The 18500-nt window shown below is 71.8% G+C and carries 18 protein-coding genes and 1 riboswitch; of the genes, 8 read left to right on the top strand and 10 right to left on the bottom strand.

The window, feature by feature from the left end; genetic code table 11:
* Positions 1-260: 260 nt before the first annotated feature.
* Entirely contained in the window at positions 261-1295 is a 1035-nt protein-coding gene (locus tag V1634_RS29445) for a hypothetical protein (RefSeq protein WP_331210989.1), read from the top strand.
* Positions 1296-1496: 201 nt separating this feature from the next.
* Complete coding sequence (locus tag V1634_RS29440; RefSeq protein ID WP_331210988.1) at positions 1497-2111, top strand: hypothetical protein; 615 nt, start codon at positions 1497-1499, stop codon at positions 2109-2111.
* A 67-nt stretch (positions 2112-2178) separates the two neighbouring features.
* Here V1634_RS29440 and V1634_RS29435 read toward each other — a convergent pair whose 3' ends face one another.
* Positions 2179-2565, bottom strand: coding sequence for a DoxX family protein (locus V1634_RS29435; protein WP_331210987.1), 387 nt, complete (start codon positions 2563-2565; stop codon positions 2179-2181).
* A gap of 72 nt (positions 2566-2637) precedes the next feature.
* A complete protein-coding gene (locus V1634_RS29430; protein ID WP_331210986.1) occupies positions 2638-3567 on the bottom strand; it encodes an RNA polymerase sigma-70 factor in 930 nt (309 codons plus the stop codon).
* Positions 3568-3657: 90 nt separating this feature from the next.
* Between V1634_RS29430 and V1634_RS29425 the strand changes: the two genes are divergently transcribed.
* Together V1634_RS29425 and V1634_RS29420 are read left to right on the top strand one after the other, a co-directional pair.
* The gene (locus tag V1634_RS29425; RefSeq protein ID WP_331210985.1) at positions 3658-4626 is read left to right on the top strand and encodes an aldo/keto reductase; all 969 of its coding nucleotides are present in this window, start codon (positions 3658-3660) and stop codon (positions 4624-4626) included.
* A gap of 204 nt (positions 4627-4830) precedes the next feature.
* Entirely contained in the window at positions 4831-5880 is a 1050-nt protein-coding gene (locus tag V1634_RS29420) for an Ig-like domain-containing protein (protein ID WP_331210984.1), read from the top strand.
* 72 nt (positions 5881-5952) lie between these two features.
* Here the strand turns inward: V1634_RS29420 and V1634_RS29415 are convergent, their stop codons facing one another.
* A complete protein-coding gene (locus tag V1634_RS29415) occupies positions 5953-7938 on the bottom strand; it encodes an acyl-CoA dehydrogenase family protein (RefSeq protein WP_331210983.1) in 1986 nt (661 codons plus the stop codon).
* Positions 7939-8416: 478 nt separating this feature from the next.
* On the opposite strand from V1634_RS29415, the gene V1634_RS29410 reads away from it, so the two are divergent.
* Positions 8417-8950 carry a COG4315 family predicted lipoprotein gene (locus V1634_RS29410; RefSeq protein WP_331210982.1) on the top strand — a complete coding sequence of 178 codons (534 nt, stop codon included), beginning with the start codon at positions 8417-8419 and terminating at the stop codon, positions 8948-8950.
* A 43-nt stretch (positions 8951-8993) separates the two neighbouring features.
* Here the strand turns inward: V1634_RS29410 and V1634_RS29405 are convergent, their stop codons facing one another.
* From V1634_RS29405 to V1634_RS29375, 7 genes are all read right to left on the bottom strand, one after another.
* A complete protein-coding gene (locus tag V1634_RS29405) occupies positions 8994-9914 on the bottom strand; it encodes a serine hydrolase (RefSeq protein WP_331210981.1) in 921 nt (306 codons plus the stop codon).
* Positions 9907-10536 (bottom strand): hypothetical protein, encoded by a 630-nt coding sequence (locus V1634_RS29400; protein ID WP_331210980.1) that lies wholly within the window; start codon positions 10534-10536, stop codon positions 9907-9909. Before V1634_RS29400 ends, V1634_RS29405 begins: the two co-directional genes overlap by 8 nt.
* A gap of 164 nt (positions 10537-10700) precedes the next feature.
* Positions 10701-12632 (bottom strand): EAL domain-containing protein, encoded by a 1932-nt coding sequence (locus V1634_RS29395; RefSeq protein WP_331210979.1) that lies wholly within the window; start codon positions 12630-12632, stop codon positions 10701-10703.
* A complete protein-coding gene (locus V1634_RS29390; RefSeq protein ID WP_331210978.1) occupies positions 12629-13210 on the bottom strand; it encodes an RNA polymerase sigma factor in 582 nt (193 codons plus the stop codon). The genes V1634_RS29395 and V1634_RS29390 overlap by 4 nt, the downstream gene beginning before the upstream one ends.
* Positions 13207-13488, bottom strand: coding sequence for a hypothetical protein (locus V1634_RS29385; RefSeq protein ID WP_331210977.1), 282 nt, complete (start codon positions 13486-13488; stop codon positions 13207-13209). The genes V1634_RS29390 and V1634_RS29385 overlap by 4 nt, the downstream gene beginning before the upstream one ends.
* Before the next feature lie 226 nt (positions 13489-13714).
* Complete coding sequence (locus V1634_RS29380; protein ID WP_331210976.1) at positions 13715-14224, bottom strand: DUF6328 family protein; 510 nt, start codon at positions 14222-14224, stop codon at positions 13715-13717.
* Positions 14225-14364: 140 nt separating this feature from the next.
* Entirely contained in the window at positions 14365-15114 is a 750-nt protein-coding gene (locus tag V1634_RS29375) for an SIS domain-containing protein (RefSeq protein ID WP_331210975.1), read from the bottom strand.
* A gap of 132 nt (positions 15115-15246) precedes the next feature.
* Positions 15247-15352: riboswitch (TPP riboswitch) on the top strand.
* A 76-nt stretch (positions 15353-15428) separates the two neighbouring features.
* Here V1634_RS29375 and V1634_RS29370 point away from each other — a divergent pair.
* The 3 genes from V1634_RS29370 (at position 15429) to V1634_RS29360 (ending at position 18462) form a co-directional block, all read left to right on the top strand.
* Entirely contained in the window at positions 15429-16019 is a 591-nt protein-coding gene (locus V1634_RS29370; RefSeq protein ID WP_331210974.1) for an ECF transporter S component, read from the top strand.
* Positions 16020-16204: 185 nt separating this feature from the next.
* Complete coding sequence (locus V1634_RS29365) at positions 16205-17665, top strand: ABC transporter ATP-binding protein (protein WP_331210973.1); 1461 nt, start codon at positions 16205-16207, stop codon at positions 17663-17665.
* On the top strand, positions 17662-18462 hold the full coding sequence (locus V1634_RS29360; RefSeq protein ID WP_331210972.1) for an energy-coupling factor transporter transmembrane component T family protein: 801 nt from the start codon (positions 17662-17664) through the stop codon (positions 18460-18462). Before V1634_RS29365 ends, V1634_RS29360 begins: the two co-directional genes overlap by 4 nt.
* The last annotated feature ends 38 nt before the right edge of the window (positions 18463-18500 follow it).

Raw genomic sequence — 18500 nt, 5'->3', positions numbered from 1 at the left:
GACGCATGCCCCGGGACGGGTGTGGCCGTACAAGAGGACCGTCGGGCTCCGTTGATACAAATAGACATGTAATTCATCCACTCGCATTCCGCCTTATTCGAGAATTACTCCCTCCCCGGCATATGCGGGCACGCTCGGCAATCGAATTATTCGCCTGTTCCATTGTCTCCGACCATTGGATTAGAGTCCTTTTGCCGGCCCAGCACGAGCGCGCTCCTCATTGCTCATCGCCCCAGTACCCGAGGAGAAGGAACCCCCCAATGACCACTGCGAGTCCACGTCTGTTCCGAACCACCGGAGTGTTGTTCGGTGCGGTATTGGCGACGCTGCTGAGCGTCTCGACGAGTGGCGCCGCCCTGGGCGGCGTCGCCGACGGGTCGAAGGCCGGCGCGGCGGTGTCCGCGCGTACCGACGTGTTCATGAAGGACACCGCGTCGGACGTCGGGAACGAGCCGCACGGGGCGATCTACTCGTCCTTCTTCAACAGCCCGGACGTCAAGATCTGCCCCAGCGCGATCGAGTGCGCGTCGCACACGAACCCGGTCGTCGGCTCGACCAGCTACATCTTCGTCAAGCTCCGGAACCCGGGCCCGTACGGGTCGGGGATCAGCTCCGGCACGCTGCGCGCGTACTACACCACCTCGGGCGGCGCCGCGAACTGGCCGGCCCACTGGACCCCGATCGGCTCGAAGAGCCTGCCGGTCGCACCCGGTGAGACCGTCACCTCGATCGCGTGGCCGAACGTCCCCTCCATCGGCCACTTCTGCCTGCTGCTCCGCTGGGAGTCCGAGACCGACCCGATGAACTTCGAGGGGACGACGACGTCCATCAACACGCAGTACAACAACAACCTCGTCTGGAAGAACGCCAACACCGTCCCGGCCACCCCGGGCGGGCCACCGGTCGACCGGCCGTACGCGCTGGCGAACGCGCTGCCGGTGCCGGCGAACTTCGATCTCGTGTTCCGCCCGCTGGAGCAGGCCGCGCCGAACCTGAAGATCGTCGTCGACCTCGGCCCGGAACTGTTCGAGCGCTGGGTACGGGCCGGCCGGGCGGGTGACGGCGTCCGGGTGGTCGGCCGGACCGAGCTGGAGGTCGACCCGAACAAGGCACAGATCAGGGACCTGCTGATCAATCCGGAGGAGCGTCCGGTCGTCAAGCTGAGCTTCGCGGCCGGGGAGGGCGCGCAGAAGCCGTACGTGCTCCAGGTGCTACAGGTCGGACCGGCCCGTGAGGGCGGCGAGAAGTTCGTGCTGGGCGGGGTGGACTACACCATCGTGTCGGCCCGAGGCTGACAGCGGAGGCCCGAGGCTGACAGCGGAGGCCCGAGGCTGACAGCGGAGGCCCGAGGCTGACAAGGAGGACGGTGGGCCGGGGAGCCGGGGAGGGCTCCCCGGCCCATCGGCCGTGCGCACGCCCGCGCGACACCAGCCGGCCCGCCTGGCCTGCCCGGAGCCGGTCGGCGACACAGTCCGGCCCGTGGCACGCTGACCGGCATGAGGATCTACGCCGATCGCTTCCCGAACGCCGCCCGCCAACTCCTCACCGACCTGCTCGTCGTCGCCTGGATCTATCTGTGGATCCGGGCCGCCATGTGGCTGCACGACCTGGTGCAGAAGCTCGCCGTACCCGGACAGAAGCTGGAGGGGGCCGGCGGTGGACTGGCCGACAACCTGGCCGACGCGGGCGGCAAGGTCGGCCGGGTGCCCGTGGTGGGTGACGAGCTGACCTCGCCGTTCGAGAAGGCCGCCGGGGCGGCGCGGGCGATGGCGGACGCCGGGCGGGAGCAGCAGGAGCTGGTCGGCGAGCTGGCGTTGGCGCTCGCGCTGGCCCTGCTGGTGTTTCCGCTCGGGGTGGTGCTGTTGGGGTGGCTGCCGCTGCGGGTGCGGTGGATGCGGCGGGCCGGTGCGGCCCGGGCGTTGCGCTCGGCGCCGGCCGGGCGGGACCTGTTGGCGTTGCGGGCGCTGGCGAACCAGCCGATCCGGCGGCTGACCCGGATCGACCCGGACGTGGCGCAGGCCTGGCGTCGGGGTGACGCCGAGGCGGTGGACGCGTTGGCCGCGCTGGAGCTGCGCGCGCTCGGCCTGCGGGCCGCTCCGGTACGCCGCTGACGCCGCCCACCGCCACCTTCGAGGATCACCTGAGCAAGGCTGCCGGAAGGACAGCCGGGCCGCCGGCTCAGCCGGTGAAGGACTCGGGGCCGAAGCGGCCCCAGGCCACGAAGACGGCCATGCCGAGATAGACCAGGTCGGGAATGATCGTCGCCCGCTCGCCGCGACGGAGGCGCATCGCCGTCGCCGTGGCGAACAGCAGCGCCACGCAGGTGGCGGTGACCGGTACCAGAACCGGTGCGACGTCGAGTACGGCGGGCAGGATCAGGCCGGCGACGGCCAGGATCTCGACGGCTCCGATCGCCCGGAGTGCGCCGGGGCTGAAGTCGAGGACCCACTGGGCGGCGTGGCCACCCACGGCGGCGATCTTCTCCCTGGGTACGAACATCTTGGAGGTACTGACCAGGAGGACGGCGGCCAGTACTCCGGTAACGATCCACAGCGCTAGGTTCATCAGAATTTCCTTTCAAACGTGGGCATTTTGCCCGTTCGCGAGTAGCCCGGACACCTCCGTGGGGGTCAGGTGTCAGCTGTCGGCCGGCGGTCGGCGCGGCTGGCGGCCGGCGCGGACCAGGGCGGCCAGGTCGCCGACCGGGCCGAAGTGCCGCAGCTTGTCGGGATTGACGACGGAGTGGATCGTCTGGACCTGACCCTCGGCGATGCCGAGCCCGATGACCCCGACCAGCCGGTCCTGCGAGTCGAACGCCATCGCGCCGGGCTGGCCGTTGACCTCGGCGACCTGGAGGCGCACGCCGAGGCGCGGCAGCGCGGACATCCCGGCCAGCAGGGCCCGGGCCACCCGTTCCCGGCCGTTGAGCGGTCGCCCCAGCGCGGGCGCCTTGCCGCCGCCGTCACCGTGCAGTGCCACGTCCTGTGCCAGCAACTCCTCCAGCGCCCGCAGGTCGCCCTGGCCGGCCGCGGCGAAGAAGCGCTCGGCCAACTCCGCCCGCTGCCGTCGGGAGGCGTGATAGCGAGGCCGGCGCTCCCGGAGGTGGTTGCGGGCCCGCGCGACCAGGTGCCGGGCACTGTCCACATCGGTGCCGACGATCTCGGCGACCTCCGGGTACGGATAGTCGAACACCTCACGCAGCAGGAACGCGGCCCGCTGCTGCGGCGTCAGGCTCTCCAGCAGCACCAGGAACGCCAGCGACAGCGAGTCGGCGGTCTCCGCGTGCTCGGCCGGTGACGGGTCGGTGACCAGCGGCTCCGGCAGCCACTCGCCGACGTACCTCTCCCGGCGCATCCGTGCCGAACGCAGCTGGTCGATGGCGAGCCGGGTGACCAGGGTGGCGAGGTACGCCCGGGGCGAGGCGATCGACTCACCCCGGCGCAGGGTCTGGTGCATCCGCAGGAATGCTTCCTGCACCACGTCCTCGGCCTCGCTCACGCTGCCGAGCATCTGGTAGGCGATGGCGAACGCCCGCGGCCGCAGCTCGGCGTACAGCTCCGGGGACATGACATCTCCGCTCGTCGGGTTCACCGATAGAGACGAGACACCCCGACGCCCCATGACCGGCAGTCACCCAGGTCACAGTAGGGTGCGGCCGTGCACGGAGAACAGCAGGCGCCCGGACCCTTTCCCCGCCGCCCGCTCGGCGCCACCGGGCTGCACGTCACCCCGGTCTGCGTCGGCGGCGGGCCGCTGGGCAGCATGCCGGGCCTTTTCGGGTACGACGTCAGCGCCGAACGCGGCACCGAGACCGCGCTCGCCGCGCTGACCGGCCCGTTCAACTTCCTCGACACCGCCGCCGGCTACAGCGACGGGGAGAGTGAGCGGCGGGTCGGCGCCGCGCTGCGCCGGGTCGGCGGCGTGCCGGAGGGCTTCGTGCTGGCCACCAAGGTGGACCGGGACATGCGGACCGGTGACTTCTCCGGTGCGCAGATGCGCCGCTCCGCCGAGGGGAGCCTGGAGCGACTCGGCCTGGACCGGCTGCCGCTGGTCTATCTGCACGACCCCGAGCACATCAGTTTCGAGGCCGGCATGGCGCCGGGCGGCCCGGTCGAGGCACTGCTCGAACTACAGCGCGAGGGCGTGATCGAGCATCTCGGGGTGGCCGGCGGCCCGGTGGAGCTGATGGCGAGATATCTGCGTACCGGGCACTTCGCGGCGTTGATCACGCACAACCGGTGGACCCTGGTGGACCGCTCGGCCGGTGACCTGATCGACGAGGCGGTCTCGCTCGGCGTCGGCGTGGTGAACGCCGCCCCCTTCGCCAGCGGCATCCTGGCCAAGGGTCCCGCCCGGTTCACCAAGTACGCCTACCGGCAGGCCGACGACGCGATGCTGGACCGGATCCGGGCGATGGAGGCGGCGTGCGCGGCGCACGGCGTACCGCTCGCGGCGGCGGCGCTCCAGTTCTCGCTGCGCGACTCCCGGATCACCTCCACCATCGTCGGGGTGTCCCGGCCGGAGCGGATCCCGGAGACCGCCGAACTCGCCCGCTGGGAGATCCCCGAGGAGTTGTGGGAGGCCCTCGCTCCGCTCACCGCGCCGCAGGAGTCCTGGCTGTACTGACGCCGCGGTCCGGCGACGCCGACAGGCAACCTCACAGTCACTGTCAGATCACAAACAGTGATATACACCTCTACTGAAGTGGGTCTAGTTTCACAGAAGGAGTGAATCGGAAACTCTACGCGAAGCGTGCAGCGGGAGAGCATCATGCGGAACAACCGGATCGCAACGCTGATCGTATTGATCACCGTTGCCAGCGTCGCAGCCGTGCCGTCCACAGCGAAGGCCGGCGCCCGTGGGGAAGCACTGTTCGGCGACTTCAACGCCGACGGCCTCCAGGACGAGGCCGTACTCGGCGCGGTCCTGCCGAACCTCTGCTCCACCATCGTCACCTACGGCGCGGCACCCGGCGTCTACACGCCCCCGGTCGCCTACACCTACCTGACCCTCGGTGGCAGCAGCACACCCAACTGCCCGGACATCGGGGTAGCGGCCAACGTGGACGACGACCCCGCCGACGAACTGTGGGTGGCCTGGTCCCAGGGTGCCCCCGCCACCGTCGACTTCAACCGCCTGGTCCTCCAGCCCCCCTTCTTCACCCCCTCGGCCCGGTACACCTCCACGATCGCCCGCCCCACCTACTCCGGCAAGGCCATGTTCAGCCCCGGCGGCCGGTACAGCCCCTATGCCGTCGGCCCCGGCGGACTGCTGAGCTACACCGTCGAGGGCAACATCGTGTCTCCCGGCCCGGTTGCCTTCTGCTCCGTCGACACCCCCACCGTGCAGATCGCCGACTGGAACAGCGACGGCATCGACAGCGTCCTACTCGCCTACACCAGGGGCTGCGCCGACAACAGCAACGGCGTGGTGGAGATCCGCCAGGACGGCACCACCCGCCACCTCGAGTTCGACCCGACCGGCCGAACCACCTGGACCGCCCGGCTCGCCAACGCCAACGGCGACCGCTTCCCGGACGTCCGCACCGTCAACCAGACCACCGGCGAGGTCAGCTACTTCATCAACACCGGCAGCGGCGACTTCACCCTCACCAGAGCGCCCGAAGCCAACACCGACCAGATCACCCTCACCACCGTCAAGCCGCTGGCCATCGACATCCTCGCCAACGACTTCGCCAGCCGCTACGCCGAAATCATCATCACCGTCCCACCCCGCTACGGCACCGTCCAGGTGCTCTCCGACCGACGGGTGGTCTACCGGCCGAACCCCACCCACGGCCGCACCGACAGGTTCACCTACCAACTCGTCGAAGAGGGCAAACGAAGCAGCGCAACAGTCACCATCAGATTCCCGGACTGACCGCCGCGATCGTGCTGGCCACCGGGCGGAGCTGCGGTGGGTGACCCGGTCGGTCGGGTCACCCACCCAGCCTCACTTCCCGGTCGCTGGCGGGATGTGCCGGCGTACGTCCTCGGCGGTCGACGGGCCGGGCTGCCAGGGGGCGACCCAGGGCAGGTCGGCGGGCGGAGTGATCACACCCTCTTCCAGGAAGGCGTACCGGCCGGCGAGGATCCGCTTCGCCGCCGCCGTGTCGACCGAGTCGGTGTTCTCCCACAGTGCCCGGAACAGCGCGGCGATCCGTACCCTGGCCTGCCGGCAGAAGAGGTCGGCCAGCTCCACGCCCTCCGGGCGGGTCTCCCGCTCGGCGTTCGCCCGTACGCAGACCGCCGACATCGCGAAGAGTTCGGCGCCGATGTCCACGATCCGGCCGAGGAAGCCCTGCTTGTGCTCCAGTTTCCCCTGCCAGCGGGACATTCCCAGGAACGTCGACCGGGCCAGTTTGCGGGACGACCGCTCGACGTGGCGCAGGTGACCGGCGAGGTGGCCGTACTCGGCGTACCCGCCGGGATTCTGCCCGCGACCGACCGCGAGGCTCGGCAGCCACCTGGCGTAGAACGCTCCCGCCCTGGCCCCGGCCCGGACCTTCCGGCCGAGTTCGGCGTCGGGGTCGATGATGTCGCCGGCCACCGAGAGGTGCGCGTCGACCGCCTCCCGGGCGATCAGCAGGTGCATGATCTCGGTCGATCCCTCGAAGATCCGGTTGATCCGAAGGTCGCGGAGGATCTGCTCGACGGCGGCCGGCCGCTCGCCCCGGGCGGTCAGCGAATCGGCGGTCTCGTAGCCGCGCCCGCCCCGGATCTGCACCAGCTCGTCCGCGATCTTCCAGGCCATCTCGCTGGCGTAGAGCTTGACCAGCGCGGCCTCGATCCGGATGTCGTTGGTCTCGTCGTCGGCGAGCAGGCAGCAGAGGTCGAGCATCGTCTCCATGCCGTAGGTGGTGGCGGCGATGAAGGCGAGCTTGCTGGCGACCGCCTCGTGCCCGCCGACCGGCCGTCCCCACTGGACCCGCTCGGCGGCCCACTCCCGGGCCACGTTCAGCGACCACTTGCCGGCGCCGACACACATCGCCGGCAGCGAGAGCCGACCGGTGTTCAGGGTGGTCAGCGCGATCTTCAGGCCGCGTCCCTCGCCGCCGATGACGTTCTCGGCGGGTACGAGGACGTCGGAGAAGCGGGTCAGGCTGTTCTCCAGCCCGCGCAGCCCGAGGAAGGCGTTGCGCCGTTCGACGGTGATCCCGGGTGAGTCCGCCTCGACGACGAACGCGGTGATCCCGCCGCGCCGCCCCTCCGACTTCGGCACCCGGGCCATCACCACCAGCAGGGAGGCCACGGTGCCGTTGGTGGCCCACAGTTTGACCCCGTTGAGTCGGTAGCCGGTGCCGTCGGCGGTCGGCTCGGCGGTGGTGGCCAGCCGGGCCGGGTCGGAGCCGACGTCCGGCTCGGTCAGCAGGAACGCCGACACCTCGCCGGCGGCCAGCCGGGGCAGGAAGCGCTGTTTCTGCTCGTCGGTGCCGAACATCTTCAGCGGCTGCGGCACCCCGATCGACTGGTGCGCCGAGAGCAGCGCGCCGATCGCCGGGCTGACCGAGCCGGCCAGGGTCAGTGCCTGGCAGTAGTGCAGGTTGCTCAGGCCGAGGCCGCCGTACTTCTTGTCGATCTTCATCCCGAAGCTGCCGAGCCGGGCGAGCCCGGCGAACACCTCGTCGGGGATCCGGGCGTCCCGCTCGATCGCCGCCCCGTCCACCTCGGACCGGACGTAGCCGCCGAGCTTGTCGAGGAACTCCTTCGCCTCTGCGGCGCGCTCGGGGTCGGGCTGCGGCCACGGGTCGATCAGGTCCAGCCGGAGCCGGCCGAGGAAGAGTTCCTTGCCAAAGCTCGGCCTGCCCCACTCGGTCTCCCGGGCGGCCTCGGCGACCTGCCGCGCCTCCCGCTCGGAGACCTGCCCGGCCTCCTTCGGCAGCGGCCCGGCTCCGTCCGACCCGCTCGCCGCCGGCCTGTTCTGCTCTGTCGTGGTCACGGCAACCCCCTCGATCGAGTACGGCACTGAGGGGTAACCGCGCCCATCACTCCACACTGCGGAGCGGGCAACCCCCTGGCGTGCTGCGGCCGAATACACCGCCAACGCTACTCGGTTTTGTTACCCGCCGGTAGCACCAAATATGCGCATGCCACCATCCCGGCGGCACGCCCGCCGCCGGACCAGGCGCTGGGCGGACGGACCGCCGGAGAAATGGTCGCGTGTTGGCGAGACTGTCGAGCTGTCCCGCTTGTGCACCCACCGACTCCGGCCACGTCGGCGGCAGGGCGGTGTCGTGGTGATGCTCGCGACCGGCCGGATCACGCACCTGGAGGCCGCGTTCGACGTGGGCGTCGGCAACCTCCGGTCGAACCGACGAGCCGACCCGGCCTGACGGCGACGACCCGGCCGTCCACATTGGTATCGTGTGATACCGGTGCGGATACCGGTCCCGACGAACGATGGTGGTGAGGGCGGTATGACGCAGCGGTCTGGAATCCGGCTCCGGCCGGCAGTGCTGGCCATGGTCGGCGTACTTCTCCTGGCGACCGGATGCTCCGGCGGTGACGCCGACGACGCCCCCGCACCCGCAACCACCTCGGCGGCCCCGACGACCTCGGCGCCGACCTCGGCGGCCGCCACCACACCGGGAGGGAAAGCGGCGGCGCTGAAGTTCGGCCTGCCGAAGTATCCGGAGGCGCTGGTCGACGCGGACGGCCGGACGCTCTACACCTTCAGCGGTGACCGCCACGGCAACGTCACCTGCCTGGAGGCCTGCGCGGAGGAGTGGCCACCGCTGCTGACCGTGGACGAGCCCACGTTCCCCGACGACCCCTCGGAGCGGGCCGGCCGGCAGGGACTCGGCAACGGCACCTGGCAGGCGACGTACTCCTCCTGGCCGCTGTACTACTACTCCGGTGACACCGCACCGGGACAGGCGAACGGACTGGGCAAGCAGTCCTTCGGCGGCAGGTTCACCATCATCCTGCGCAACGGCAACCGGATCGGTTAACGGCACCGCACAGCCCGCAGCGGAGGACGGGCGTCGCGGGGGCTCAGTGTGCCGACGCGCCGGTCGGCGGGATCGCGCGCAGCTCGGTCAGCGCGTACTTCGCAGCCTTCTCCACCGCCGCGATCCCCTTCTGCCGGGTCGAGTGGTGGTCGGAGAGTACGGCGATCAGCCAGTCCCGGCCCGGCTCGACGATCCGGCCGATGCTGTTCGCCAGCCACAGCCCGTTGTCGGCGTCGACCGTGGTCCAACCGTTCTTGACGTAGCTGGCGGTGCCGGCCCGACCGGCGGCGGCGGTGATCCCCCAGTCCTGCTCCTCGTCGACCTCACCCATCAGCCCGAACAGGAAGTCGCGGCTGCCGTCGCCGAGCGGACCGGCCGGATCGGTGACCGCGGTCAGCAGTCGGAGCTGGTCGGCCGCCGTGGTGGTGGTCATCCCCCAACTCGAGTTGGGCGTCGTCTGGCGCAGTCCGAGAGTCCGGTTCGCGGCGGTCAGTCCGGATCGGTAGCCGATCGTGGCGTAGAGGCTGCTCGCCGCGGCGTTGTCGCTGACCACGATCATCGAGCGGGCCAGTCGCCGTTCGTTCGCGCTGAGCTTGCGCCCCTGGTCCTGGCGGCGCAGCAGTAACGCGGCCAGGATGTCGACCTTGACGATGCTGGCGGTCTGGTAACGCCGGGTGCCGGCGACGACCGCCAGGTCGCTGCTCCGGTCCCGCACCGCGAGCGTGACCCGGCCGCCGACTCCGCGCAGGTAGCGCTCGATCCGGGTACGCGCCAGCGCCGGGTGGTCCGGGGTCGGGCTGGGCGTCGGCCGGGCCGGGCTGGCCGTCGCTCCCGGCGCCGGGCCGGCATCGGCCGAACCCGCCCACCGGTACGCCAGCCCGGTGCCGGCCGCACCCGCGCCGAGCAGTGCGGCGGCGGTGGCCGCGAGCAACTCCCGGCGCCCCGGCCCGCGCCGGCTAGTCAAGGAGGCCCGCCAACTTCTCCGCCACCGCGTACCCGGTGTCCCGGTCCACCGGCCCCGGAACGTTCAGCGTCGAGAGCCGATCGCCGTGGCGTACCGCCACCAGCAGCGTGGACCGGGCAGGTGCGCCCGGTGACTCGATCCGCCCCCGCACCACCAGGGCGTCGGCGGGCGGCAGGCCGGTGTCGAGGAGCGTGAACGAGATGCTGGCGCCGTAGGCGTCGTACCGGGAGCAGGTCTGCACCACCCGGCGTACGTCGTCGAGGGCCCGTACCGCCCAGCCCGGCTCGTACGCCTCGACCACCTGCGTCGCGACCAGCTCGGTCGGCACGTGCCGGTACCGGCGCTGCACCGCGTCGCTGCGATGCCGCTGCGCCGGATAGTCCTCCGCCCGGTACGCCGGGCAGTCGGCCTGGAGCCACGGCCACGGCGGCGGCTCCGGCGGATGCGGGCTCTGCCGCCATCCCGTGCCGAGTCCGCTCGGCTGGAGCAGGGCCAGGTCGAGCGCTGCCGGGCGGTGGGCCGGACCGCTCGCGGTCAGCCGGGCACCCTGGCCTACCGACGAGCGGGGTGCCGGATCGGCGGCGCAGCCGGCGGTCAGGCCGGTGACCGCCAGCACGACCACCAGCAGGCCGGCTGTCGCGGCCGACCGCAGGCCGGCTGTCGCGGCCGACCGCAGGCCGGCTGTCGCGGCCGGCCTGTCGACCGCTGGTAATGACCTTGCTCGGGCTTCCACACCCCTTAATGACGACCGCCGCAGGCGGGACTTTGCATGGACCGCCGATGCGGCTATCCGGTGGCGGCCCGCAACTCCCGCTCCGGGTCCGCCTCGGGTTCGGCCGGCGCCGACGGCGTACGCGCCGGGCTGGTCACCGGCTTGGGCTTGCCGACCAGGTACCCCTGGGCGAAGTCCACCCCGTAGTCGCGGAGCAGATCCATGGTGGCCTCGTCCTCCACGTGCTCGGCCGCGGTCCGGATGCCCAACCCGCGGCACATCTCGACGATCGACCGCACGATGCCCCGGTTCGCCACCGAGTGCGTTATGTCGGCGATGAACTCGCCGCCGACCTTCACCAGGTCCACCGGGAAGTAGGTGAGGAAGGCGAACGGCACGTGCCCGGACCCGAAGTCGTCGAGCGCGAGCTGGCAGCCGAGCTGGCGGATCCCGTACGCGAAGTTGTGCGCCTCGGTCAGGTTGCCGATCCGCGCGGTCTCGGTGATTTCGAAGGTGAGCTGCCCGGGATCGACGTCGTACTGCTGGAGCCGCTGCTGGACCCGTTCCAGCAGGTGCGGGTCGCCGAGCGATCGCCCGGAGAGGTTCACCTGGTAGTGCGAGGTACGCGAGCCCCGGGCGATGAGTTCGATGGTCCGGTCGATCACCCACCGGTCGATCGGCAGGATCTCGTCCAGCCGTTCCGCGTCACCGAGCAGGGTCGACGCCGAGTGCGCCTGCCCGCCGTCGTTGACCACCCGGAGCAGGATCTCCTGCCGGGTGATCTGGTTGAGCCGCAGGTCGAGGATCGGCTGGGTGTAGAGGGTGAACCGGTTCTCCGCCACCGTGGCCCGCACCCGGCTCCGGCACCGCTCCCGGCGCTCGTCCTCGGCGGCCGGCTGGTCCAGGGCGACCCGGTCGACGCCGGTCGCCCGGGCCCGGCGCCAGGCCGTCTCGGCGTCCACGATCAGGTCGACGCCGCGGCTGCCGTCCCGCCCCTGGTAGCGGACCAGGCCGCCCCAGGCGTCGACCAGCCGGGTCCGGCCGAGCACGTAGGACTGCGACCGGATGCCGTCGATGATTTGCTCGGCGAGCGCGGTGGCCGAACTCAACGTGGTGCGCTGCATCAGCACCCCGAACTCGTACGGACCGGTCAGCCCGCAGACGTCGGTGCGCCGGGCGACCCGGCGGACGACCTGGGCGACCGCCACCGCCAGCCGCTCCTGCTGGTCCGCACCGCCGCCGAACTCACCCTCCGGATCGGCGTCGAACCCGGCGTCGATCCCGGTGGCCGGGCCGACCGGCTCGACGGCCACCACCAGCAGCACGCCCGGCCCGCCCCGCTGGGCGGTGTCGATCTCGTCGGCGAACCTCGCCCGGTGGAAGAGCCCGGTGACCGGGTCCCGGCCGGCCAGCTCCGCCTGCACGGTCTCGCGGCGGCGGGCCAGTCGCGCCTGCTCCTGCCGGGCGAGTTCGAGTTCGGTGATGTCCCGGGCGGTGGCGATGATGCCGTACGGCCGGTTCTCCCCGTCGACGACGTATTCGAGGTGGCAGTGCACGTACCGGGTGACCCGGTCCGGGCGGATCACCCGGCAGGTCGTCTCCCGGACGGTCCGGTCCCGCCACACCGACTCGACCACCCGGCGTACCCCGTCGACGTCGTCGGGATGGACCAGCCGGGTCAGCGTCGCGACCGAGTGCCGCAGCGTACCGGGCGGATAGCCGAGGATCAGGGCCATCTCGTCCGACCAGGTCAGTTCTCCACTGGGCCGGACCCAGGTCACGGTGCCGAGCTTGGCCAACTGGGCCGCCCGGGTGATCCGGGCCGCCTCGTCGGTGTCGGCGGTCAGCGGATCGCGTACCTCGATGTCGCCGATCAGGTCCCGGCCCTCGGAGACGGCACGCTGGTATTCCTGCTGCACCCGGCGGGTCGCCCGGCGGGCCCGGGCCCGTTCCAGTTCGCTGAGCGTCCGGGCCGAGGCCAACGACAGGATGTCGTCCAGGTTCATCCCCGATCCCTCCCGGAGGGCGTGTCGAAGCCCGCCTGCTGGGCGAGTTCCTTCAACCGGGCCCGAGCCTCCTGCCGGTAGGTGCGTACCGTGTTGTAGGCGATGCCGAGGATGGCCGCGATCTCGTGGTCGGACCAGCCGTCCAGGGCCAGTACGAAGACCTCGGCCTGCCGGGGTGGCAGCCTCGGCAGCCAGCCGCGCAACAGTTCCCGGGCCTCCGCCGGGTCGGCCGGTTCGGCGAGCCGCTCCGGCGGCACCTCCTCCAGACTGACCGTCACGTCCTGCCGGCGCCGCCGTTGCAGCACGAGCAGCTTGTACCGGGCGGTCTTGTACATCCAGGCCAGCGGCTTCTCGTAGTCGCGGATCTGCTCCCACTTGTCCCGGGCGGTGATGAACGCCTCCTGTACGGCGTCCTCGGCCAGCCCCCGGTCCGCGCACTGTGCGAGCAGGAAGCGCTCGACCAGCACGAAGTTCCGCTGGCAGAACGCCTCGAAACTCACCTCGGACTCGGCCTGGCCCCGGTCCCCCAACCGGGCGGCCGACTCGGCTCGCACCACCGCGTTGTCCCCGCTCCTCATGCCGCCTCGCCCCCGTCTGTTCGACGCAGACCCCGCAGCTCCACGACCCGGTGCCCGTCGCGGTCCCGCTCGTCGATCCGTACGTCGGCGGAGTGGCGACCGACCAGCCGGATCAGGCCCATCGTCCGGGCCCGGGTCCGCGCCGACCATTCCCGCTCCGCCTGCACCCGGCTGCGGTGCCGCAGGAAGCCCCGCGCCAACAGCCCCAACCCCCCGATCAGGCCCACCAGCACCGCCACCGAGCTCCCGGTCGACAGTCCCCCCAGAACCTCGCTCATCCTCGCCTCTCGCGGTCCGTAGTTGTCGTTCCGCGTATAACTCTCCGTCAAGGGCCCCGGTGTAGGGGGCGACCCGCCCAGGTGAAGATGCCAATGATCAATAAAGCGGCGACGAGCTGGGGCATTTCCTCCGATCCGCCACAGTAGACAAGCCGATCGAACGAGCACGTCTACTGTCCAGTATGGATTGCAGAGCGTTACGACGAGACGGCCCGGGCGGGCGGGTTCAGTCGACCGCGTCGGGGCGGGCGGTGGCCGGCTCCTCGTCGTCGTCCTCGTCTGCCTCGCCCCAGTTGCGGCGCAGGAACGGCAGCGCGGCCCAGAAGGTCAGGAACCAGACCGAGGTCACCCCGCTGAGCACGAACGCCACCGGCCGGGGCAGCACGAAGTCGGTGATCAGCAGTACCGAGCTGACCATCGCGATCAGCATGAACGCCAGCCCGCCGGTCGCCATGCCGTGCGCGAACCGGACCAGCTCCGGCTTGCGCCCCTGCCGGAAGAGCGCCCGGTGGAAGGCGACCGGCGAGATGATCAACGCGGTGGCCGCGGCGGCGGCCAGCAACGCGACGATGTAGGTGTCCTTCTGGAACTCCGTGGCCCTCGGGAAGCCGTTGCTGAAGGGCAGGGTCAGCAGGAAGGCGAACAGGATCTGCACCCCGGTCTGCGCCACCCGCAGCTCCTGCAACAGGTCGGCGAAGTTCCGCTGCCAACGCTGCTTCTCCGTCTCCACGGCCACCTGGGCCTCCTCCCCCTGAGTCAAGTTCGCAGCAGTGTGCCCTCAGCGGCCGTACGTGAAACGCGAGGAAGGCTCGACAGCGGACGGGGAGGCGGTACCGGGACCGAACCGGGCGGCGTGGGAGGTCGGAGCGCTCCGGTTCAGCCGCCCCGGCGGATCCGGCCGGCGTACCGGGCCTCCAGGCTGTTGTTGTGGTCGTCGCTGTCCGGGATGTTCGCCGACAGGTAGACCGGGGCCGTCTCCCCCGCCTCTACCAGCCGGCGGACCACCTCCACCACGACCTGCTGGGCGAGCAGGGCGGCAGTGATCGAGGAGACCGCGCCGACCGCACCGCCACCGGGCAGCGGCAGCGTCGCGTCGCCGTACGGAGCGCCGTTGTCGAGCACCACGTCGGCGAGATCGCGGAGCTTCCGCCCGGACGGGTGCCGGGAGGCGACCCGGGCCGAGTGCTGCTCCGAGGTGATCGCGATCAGCCCGTGACCGCGCTCCTTCACCAGCGACGCGAACTCGACGATGGTGCCGTTCACCCCGGAGTTCGAGGCGATCACGAAGACGTCCCGGGGATCGACCGGGGTCAGCTCGTAGAGCCGGTGGGCCACGGTCGGGTCCCGCTCCAGGGTCGGGCCGAGGATCTCGACCGGCTGGCCGCCGCGCAGCACCAGGTCACGCAGCGCGATCCGGTTCGTCGGGACCAGCCCGCCGGCCCGCCCGGCGATCTCCATGGCCAACGCCTCCGAGTGGCCGGTACCGAACGCCTGCACCACCCCACCGGCCCGCAGCGCGTCGGTGACCAGATCGGCCGCCCGGCGTACGCCGTCCCGGGCGGCCACCGCCACCCGCCCGATCGTCTCGGTGACCACGTCGAGATAGCCCTCGGGGCTGAGTGTCACGCCGCACGCGTCCCTTCGAGATGTTGATCTGGGCCATCCACCCTATCCCGCCGCCTGGTGGGCGCCGCCACATCCGCCGGTTCCACCGCTGTCGGCACAGGGGTATCCGGTGTACGGTCTGCGGAACAACAGCACATCCGACAGGGGAGCGCACAGCGCTGAGAGTGCGGGTGACACCCGCAGACCCTCGAACCTGATCTGGGTAATGCCAGCGCAGGGAGTTCGGTCGAGTCTCCAGCCGCGCCGCAGTCCGGGCCGTCCCGGGTTGCGGCGTGCGTCTTGCCTGGTTCGCCACGCGACTGGGAGGCATGCCCATGAGTTCGTCCACCACCACCCGATGGCGCACCGTCGACATCGTCGTCGCCTCGGTCATCGCGGTCGCGTTCGGGGTCATCTTCTGGGCCTGGAACCTGGTCTGGGGCGCCACCGAGGGCGCCTTCACCTTCTTCCCACCGGCCCAGGCGGTCATCTACGGCATCTGGCTGGTACCCGGCGTGCTCGGCGGCCTGGTGATCCGCAAGCCCGGTGCGGCGCTCTACTGCGAGTTCCTCGCCGCCTTCGTCTCGGTGCTGCTCGGCAGCCAGTGGGGCACCGTCGCGATCCTCCAGGGGCTCGCCCAGGGCGTCGGCGCCGAGCTGGCGTTCCTCGCCGTCGGATACCGCTCGTTCCGGCTGCCGGTGGCGGTCGCCTCCGGCCTGCTGGCCGGGATCGCCGCCGCCATCTTCGACCAGATCCGCTACTACTCCGAGTACGACTTCGACTCGTTCCGACTGCCGGTCTTCCTCTTCACCGTGCTCAGTTCGGCGGTGCTGGCCGGTGCCGGCGGCTGGGCACTCACCCGGGCGCTGGCCCAGACCGGCGTGCTGGACCGATTCCCGGCCGGTCGAGATCGCACCGCCGTGTGAGCGGCGCGACCTCGGTGATATCGGCATGAGCGAGCGGAGCGAGCGAATCAGCCAGCTCAGTGCGGATGAGCCTCATGCCGGCACGAAGCGCAGCGGAGTGCCGGCATGAGCGAGCGGAGCGAGCGAATCAGCCAGCTCAGTGCGGATGAGCCTCATGCCGGCACGAAGCGCAGCGGAGTGCCGGCATGAGTGAGGTACGGCTGCGCGGCTTCGGCTGGCGGCACGCCGGCCGGCGGGCCTTCGCGGTCCGCGACGTCGACCTGCGGATCGGGCACGGCGAGCGGGTACTCCTGCTCGGCGCCTCCGGTGCCGGCAAGAGCACCCTGCTGGCGGCACTGGCCGGGCTGCTCGCCGAGGACTCCGGCGAGCAGGAGGGCACCGTCGAGATCGACGGGCTCGATCCGCGCAAGGCGAGGGAGCGGGTCGGCATCGTCTTCCAGGACCCGCAGACCCAGCTCGTGATGGACCGGGCCGGCGACGACGTGGCGTTCGGCCTGGAGAACCGGGGCGTACCAGCGGCGGAGATCTGGCCCCGGGTCACCGAGGCGCTGCACCGGGTCGGCTTCCCGTACGGCCTGGACCGGTCCACCGCCGCCCTCTCCGGCGGCGAGCAGCAGCGGCTCGCCCTGGCCGGGGTACTCGCGCTGCGGCCCGGACTGCTGCTGCTCGACGAGCCGACCGCCAACCTGGACCCGGCCGGCGCCGCGCTGGTCCGTGACGCGGTCCGGTCGGCGGTCGACGACGACACCACGCTGATCCTGGTCGAGCACCGGGTCACCGAGGCGCTGCCGCTGGTCGACCGGGTGGTGGTGCTCGAACCGGGCGGCGGGGTACGCGCCGACGGGCCGCCGGAGCGGGTCTTCGCGGCGCACGGCGCGACGCTGGCCGCCGCCGGGGTCTGGGTGCCGGGGCCGCCGCCGGCACCTCGCCGGGCCGCGACCGGGCCCGGCGAGGTGCTGCTCACCGCCGACCGGCTCGGCCTGCCGCCCCGGCTGGCAAGCACCGACCTGCGGGTACGCGCCGGCGAGACGCTCGCGGTGCTCGGCCGCAACGGTGCCGGCAAGTCCACCCTGGCGCTGCTGCTCGGCGGGCTGCTCCGGCCCGGCACCGGCCGGCTGGCGGCTTCTCCGGCACTGGCCGGGCGGCACGCCGGCACCACACCGCACCGGTGGCGGGCTCCGGTGCTGGCCGGCCGGATCGGCTCGGTTTTCCAGGACCCGGAGCACCAGTTCGTCCGCAGCACCGTCTTCGAGGAGCTGGCGCTGGGGCCACGCCGGACCGGCCAGCCCGAGGCGGTGGTCCGGTCGGTGGTCGAGGAACTGCTGGTCCGGCTCCGGCTGGACCGGTTGGCGGCGGCCAACCCGTACACCCTCTCCGGTGGGCAGGCGCGGCGGCTGAGCGTGGCGACCGCGCTGGCCACCGCGCCCCGGCTGCTGGTACTGGACGAGCCGACCTTCGGCCAGGACCGGCGTACCTGGCTGGAACTGGTCGACCTGCTCGCCGGGCTGCGCGACAGCGGGCACGGCATCGTCACCGTCACCCACGACGCCGACTTCGTCTCCGCGCTGGCCGACCGGACGATCCGGCTCGGCGACGACGGGACGACGGAGTCGGGGCACATCCGGACGGCGGGGCGGGCCCGATGATCCCGTACCAGCCGATCGCCGCGCCCGGTGCGCCGCTGGCCCGGCGCAACCCGGTGGCGAAGGTCGCCGCCGCGATGGTCGTCTCCGTGGCGCTGATCGCCACGGTGGACCCGGTGGCTCCGGCGGTGGCGATCGCCTTCGAACTCGCCGTGGTGCCGCTCTTCGGCGTCCGGTACGCCGCACTGGCCCGCCGGGCCTGGCCGCTGCTGCTCAGCGCCCTCGGCATTTTCTGCACCCTGATGCTCTTCGCCGCCGAGCGGACCGGCAGCCTGCTGTGGCAGGCCGGGCCGGTGGCGGTCACCACCGGGGTACTGGCCACCGCGCTGGGCATGGCGCTGCGGGTGATCGCGGTGGCGCTGCCCGGGGTCCTGGTCTTCGCCACCACCGATCCCACCGACCTGACGGACGCGCTGATCCAGAACGTCAAGGCGCCGCCCCGGTTCGCGATCGGGGCGCTGGCCGCGTTCCGGCTGGTACCGCTGCTCGCCCTGGAGTGGCGGATGTTGAGCCTGGCTCGGCGGGCCCGGGGTGTCGACGCCGGGCGGAACCCGCTGGCCCGGCTGCGGCTGTTCGGCTCGACCGCGTTCGCCCTGCTGGTCGGGGCGATCCGCCGGGGTACCCGGCTGGCGACCGCGATGGACGCCCGGGGCTTCGACTCGGGCTCGCCGCGTACGTCGGCCCGCCGGCAGCGGTTCACCGTCGCCGACGCCGCCCTGGTCGCCGGGGCCGCGATGCTGGCCGGCGGAGCGCTCGCGGTCAGCGTCGCGCTCGGCGCCTTCCGCCCGCTGGTCGGCTGACCCGGCCGGCTCAGCCGACTGGGAGACGGGCCGTTCCG

Source organism: Plantactinospora veratri (assembly GCF_036421995.1).
Lineage (GTDB): Bacteria > Actinomycetota > Actinomycetes > Mycobacteriales > Micromonosporaceae > Plantactinospora > Plantactinospora veratri.
The sequence above is the reverse complement of the archived record's forward strand: the minus strand, read 5'-3'. Positions and strand labels throughout refer to the sequence as shown.

What these genes read in the sequence shown, in the direction of transcription:
- V1634_RS29445 (WP_331210989.1), top strand. Translation starts at nt 261, where the DNA reads ATGACCACTGCGAGTCCACGTCTGTTCCGAACCACCGGAGTGTTGTTC.
- V1634_RS29440 (WP_331210988.1), top strand. Translation starts at nt 1,497, where the DNA reads ATGAGGATCTACGCCGATCGCTTCCCGAACGCCGCCCGCCAACTCCTC.
- V1634_RS29435 (WP_331210987.1), bottom strand. Translation starts at nt 2,565, where the DNA reads ATGAACCTAGCGCTGTGGATCGTTACCGGAGTACTGGCCGCCGTCCTC.
- V1634_RS29430 (WP_331210986.1), bottom strand. Translation starts at nt 3,567, where the DNA reads ATGTCCCCGGAGCTGTACGCCGAGCTGCGGCCGCGGGCGTTCGCCATC.
- V1634_RS29410 (WP_331210982.1), top strand. Translation starts at nt 8,417, where the DNA reads ATGACGCAGCGGTCTGGAATCCGGCTCCGGCCGGCAGTGCTGGCCATG.
- V1634_RS29395 (WP_331210979.1), bottom strand. Translation starts at nt 12,632, where the DNA reads ATGAACCTGGACGACATCCTGTCGTTGGCCTCGGCCCGGACGCTCAGC.
- V1634_RS29390 (WP_331210978.1), bottom strand. Translation starts at nt 13,210, where the DNA reads ATGAGGAGCGGGGACAACGCGGTGGTGCGAGCCGAGTCGGCCGCCCGG.
- V1634_RS29385 (WP_331210977.1), bottom strand. Translation starts at nt 13,488, where the DNA reads ATGAGCGAGGTTCTGGGGGGACTGTCGACCGGGAGCTCGGTGGCGGTG.
- V1634_RS29370 (WP_331210974.1), top strand. Translation starts at nt 15,429, where the DNA reads ATGAGTTCGTCCACCACCACCCGATGGCGCACCGTCGACATCGTCGTC.
- V1634_RS29365 (WP_331210973.1), top strand. Translation starts at nt 16,205, where the DNA reads ATGAGTGAGGTACGGCTGCGCGGCTTCGGCTGGCGGCACGCCGGCCGG.
- V1634_RS29360 (WP_331210972.1), top strand. Translation starts at nt 17,662, where the DNA reads ATGATCCCGTACCAGCCGATCGCCGCGCCCGGTGCGCCGCTGGCCCGG.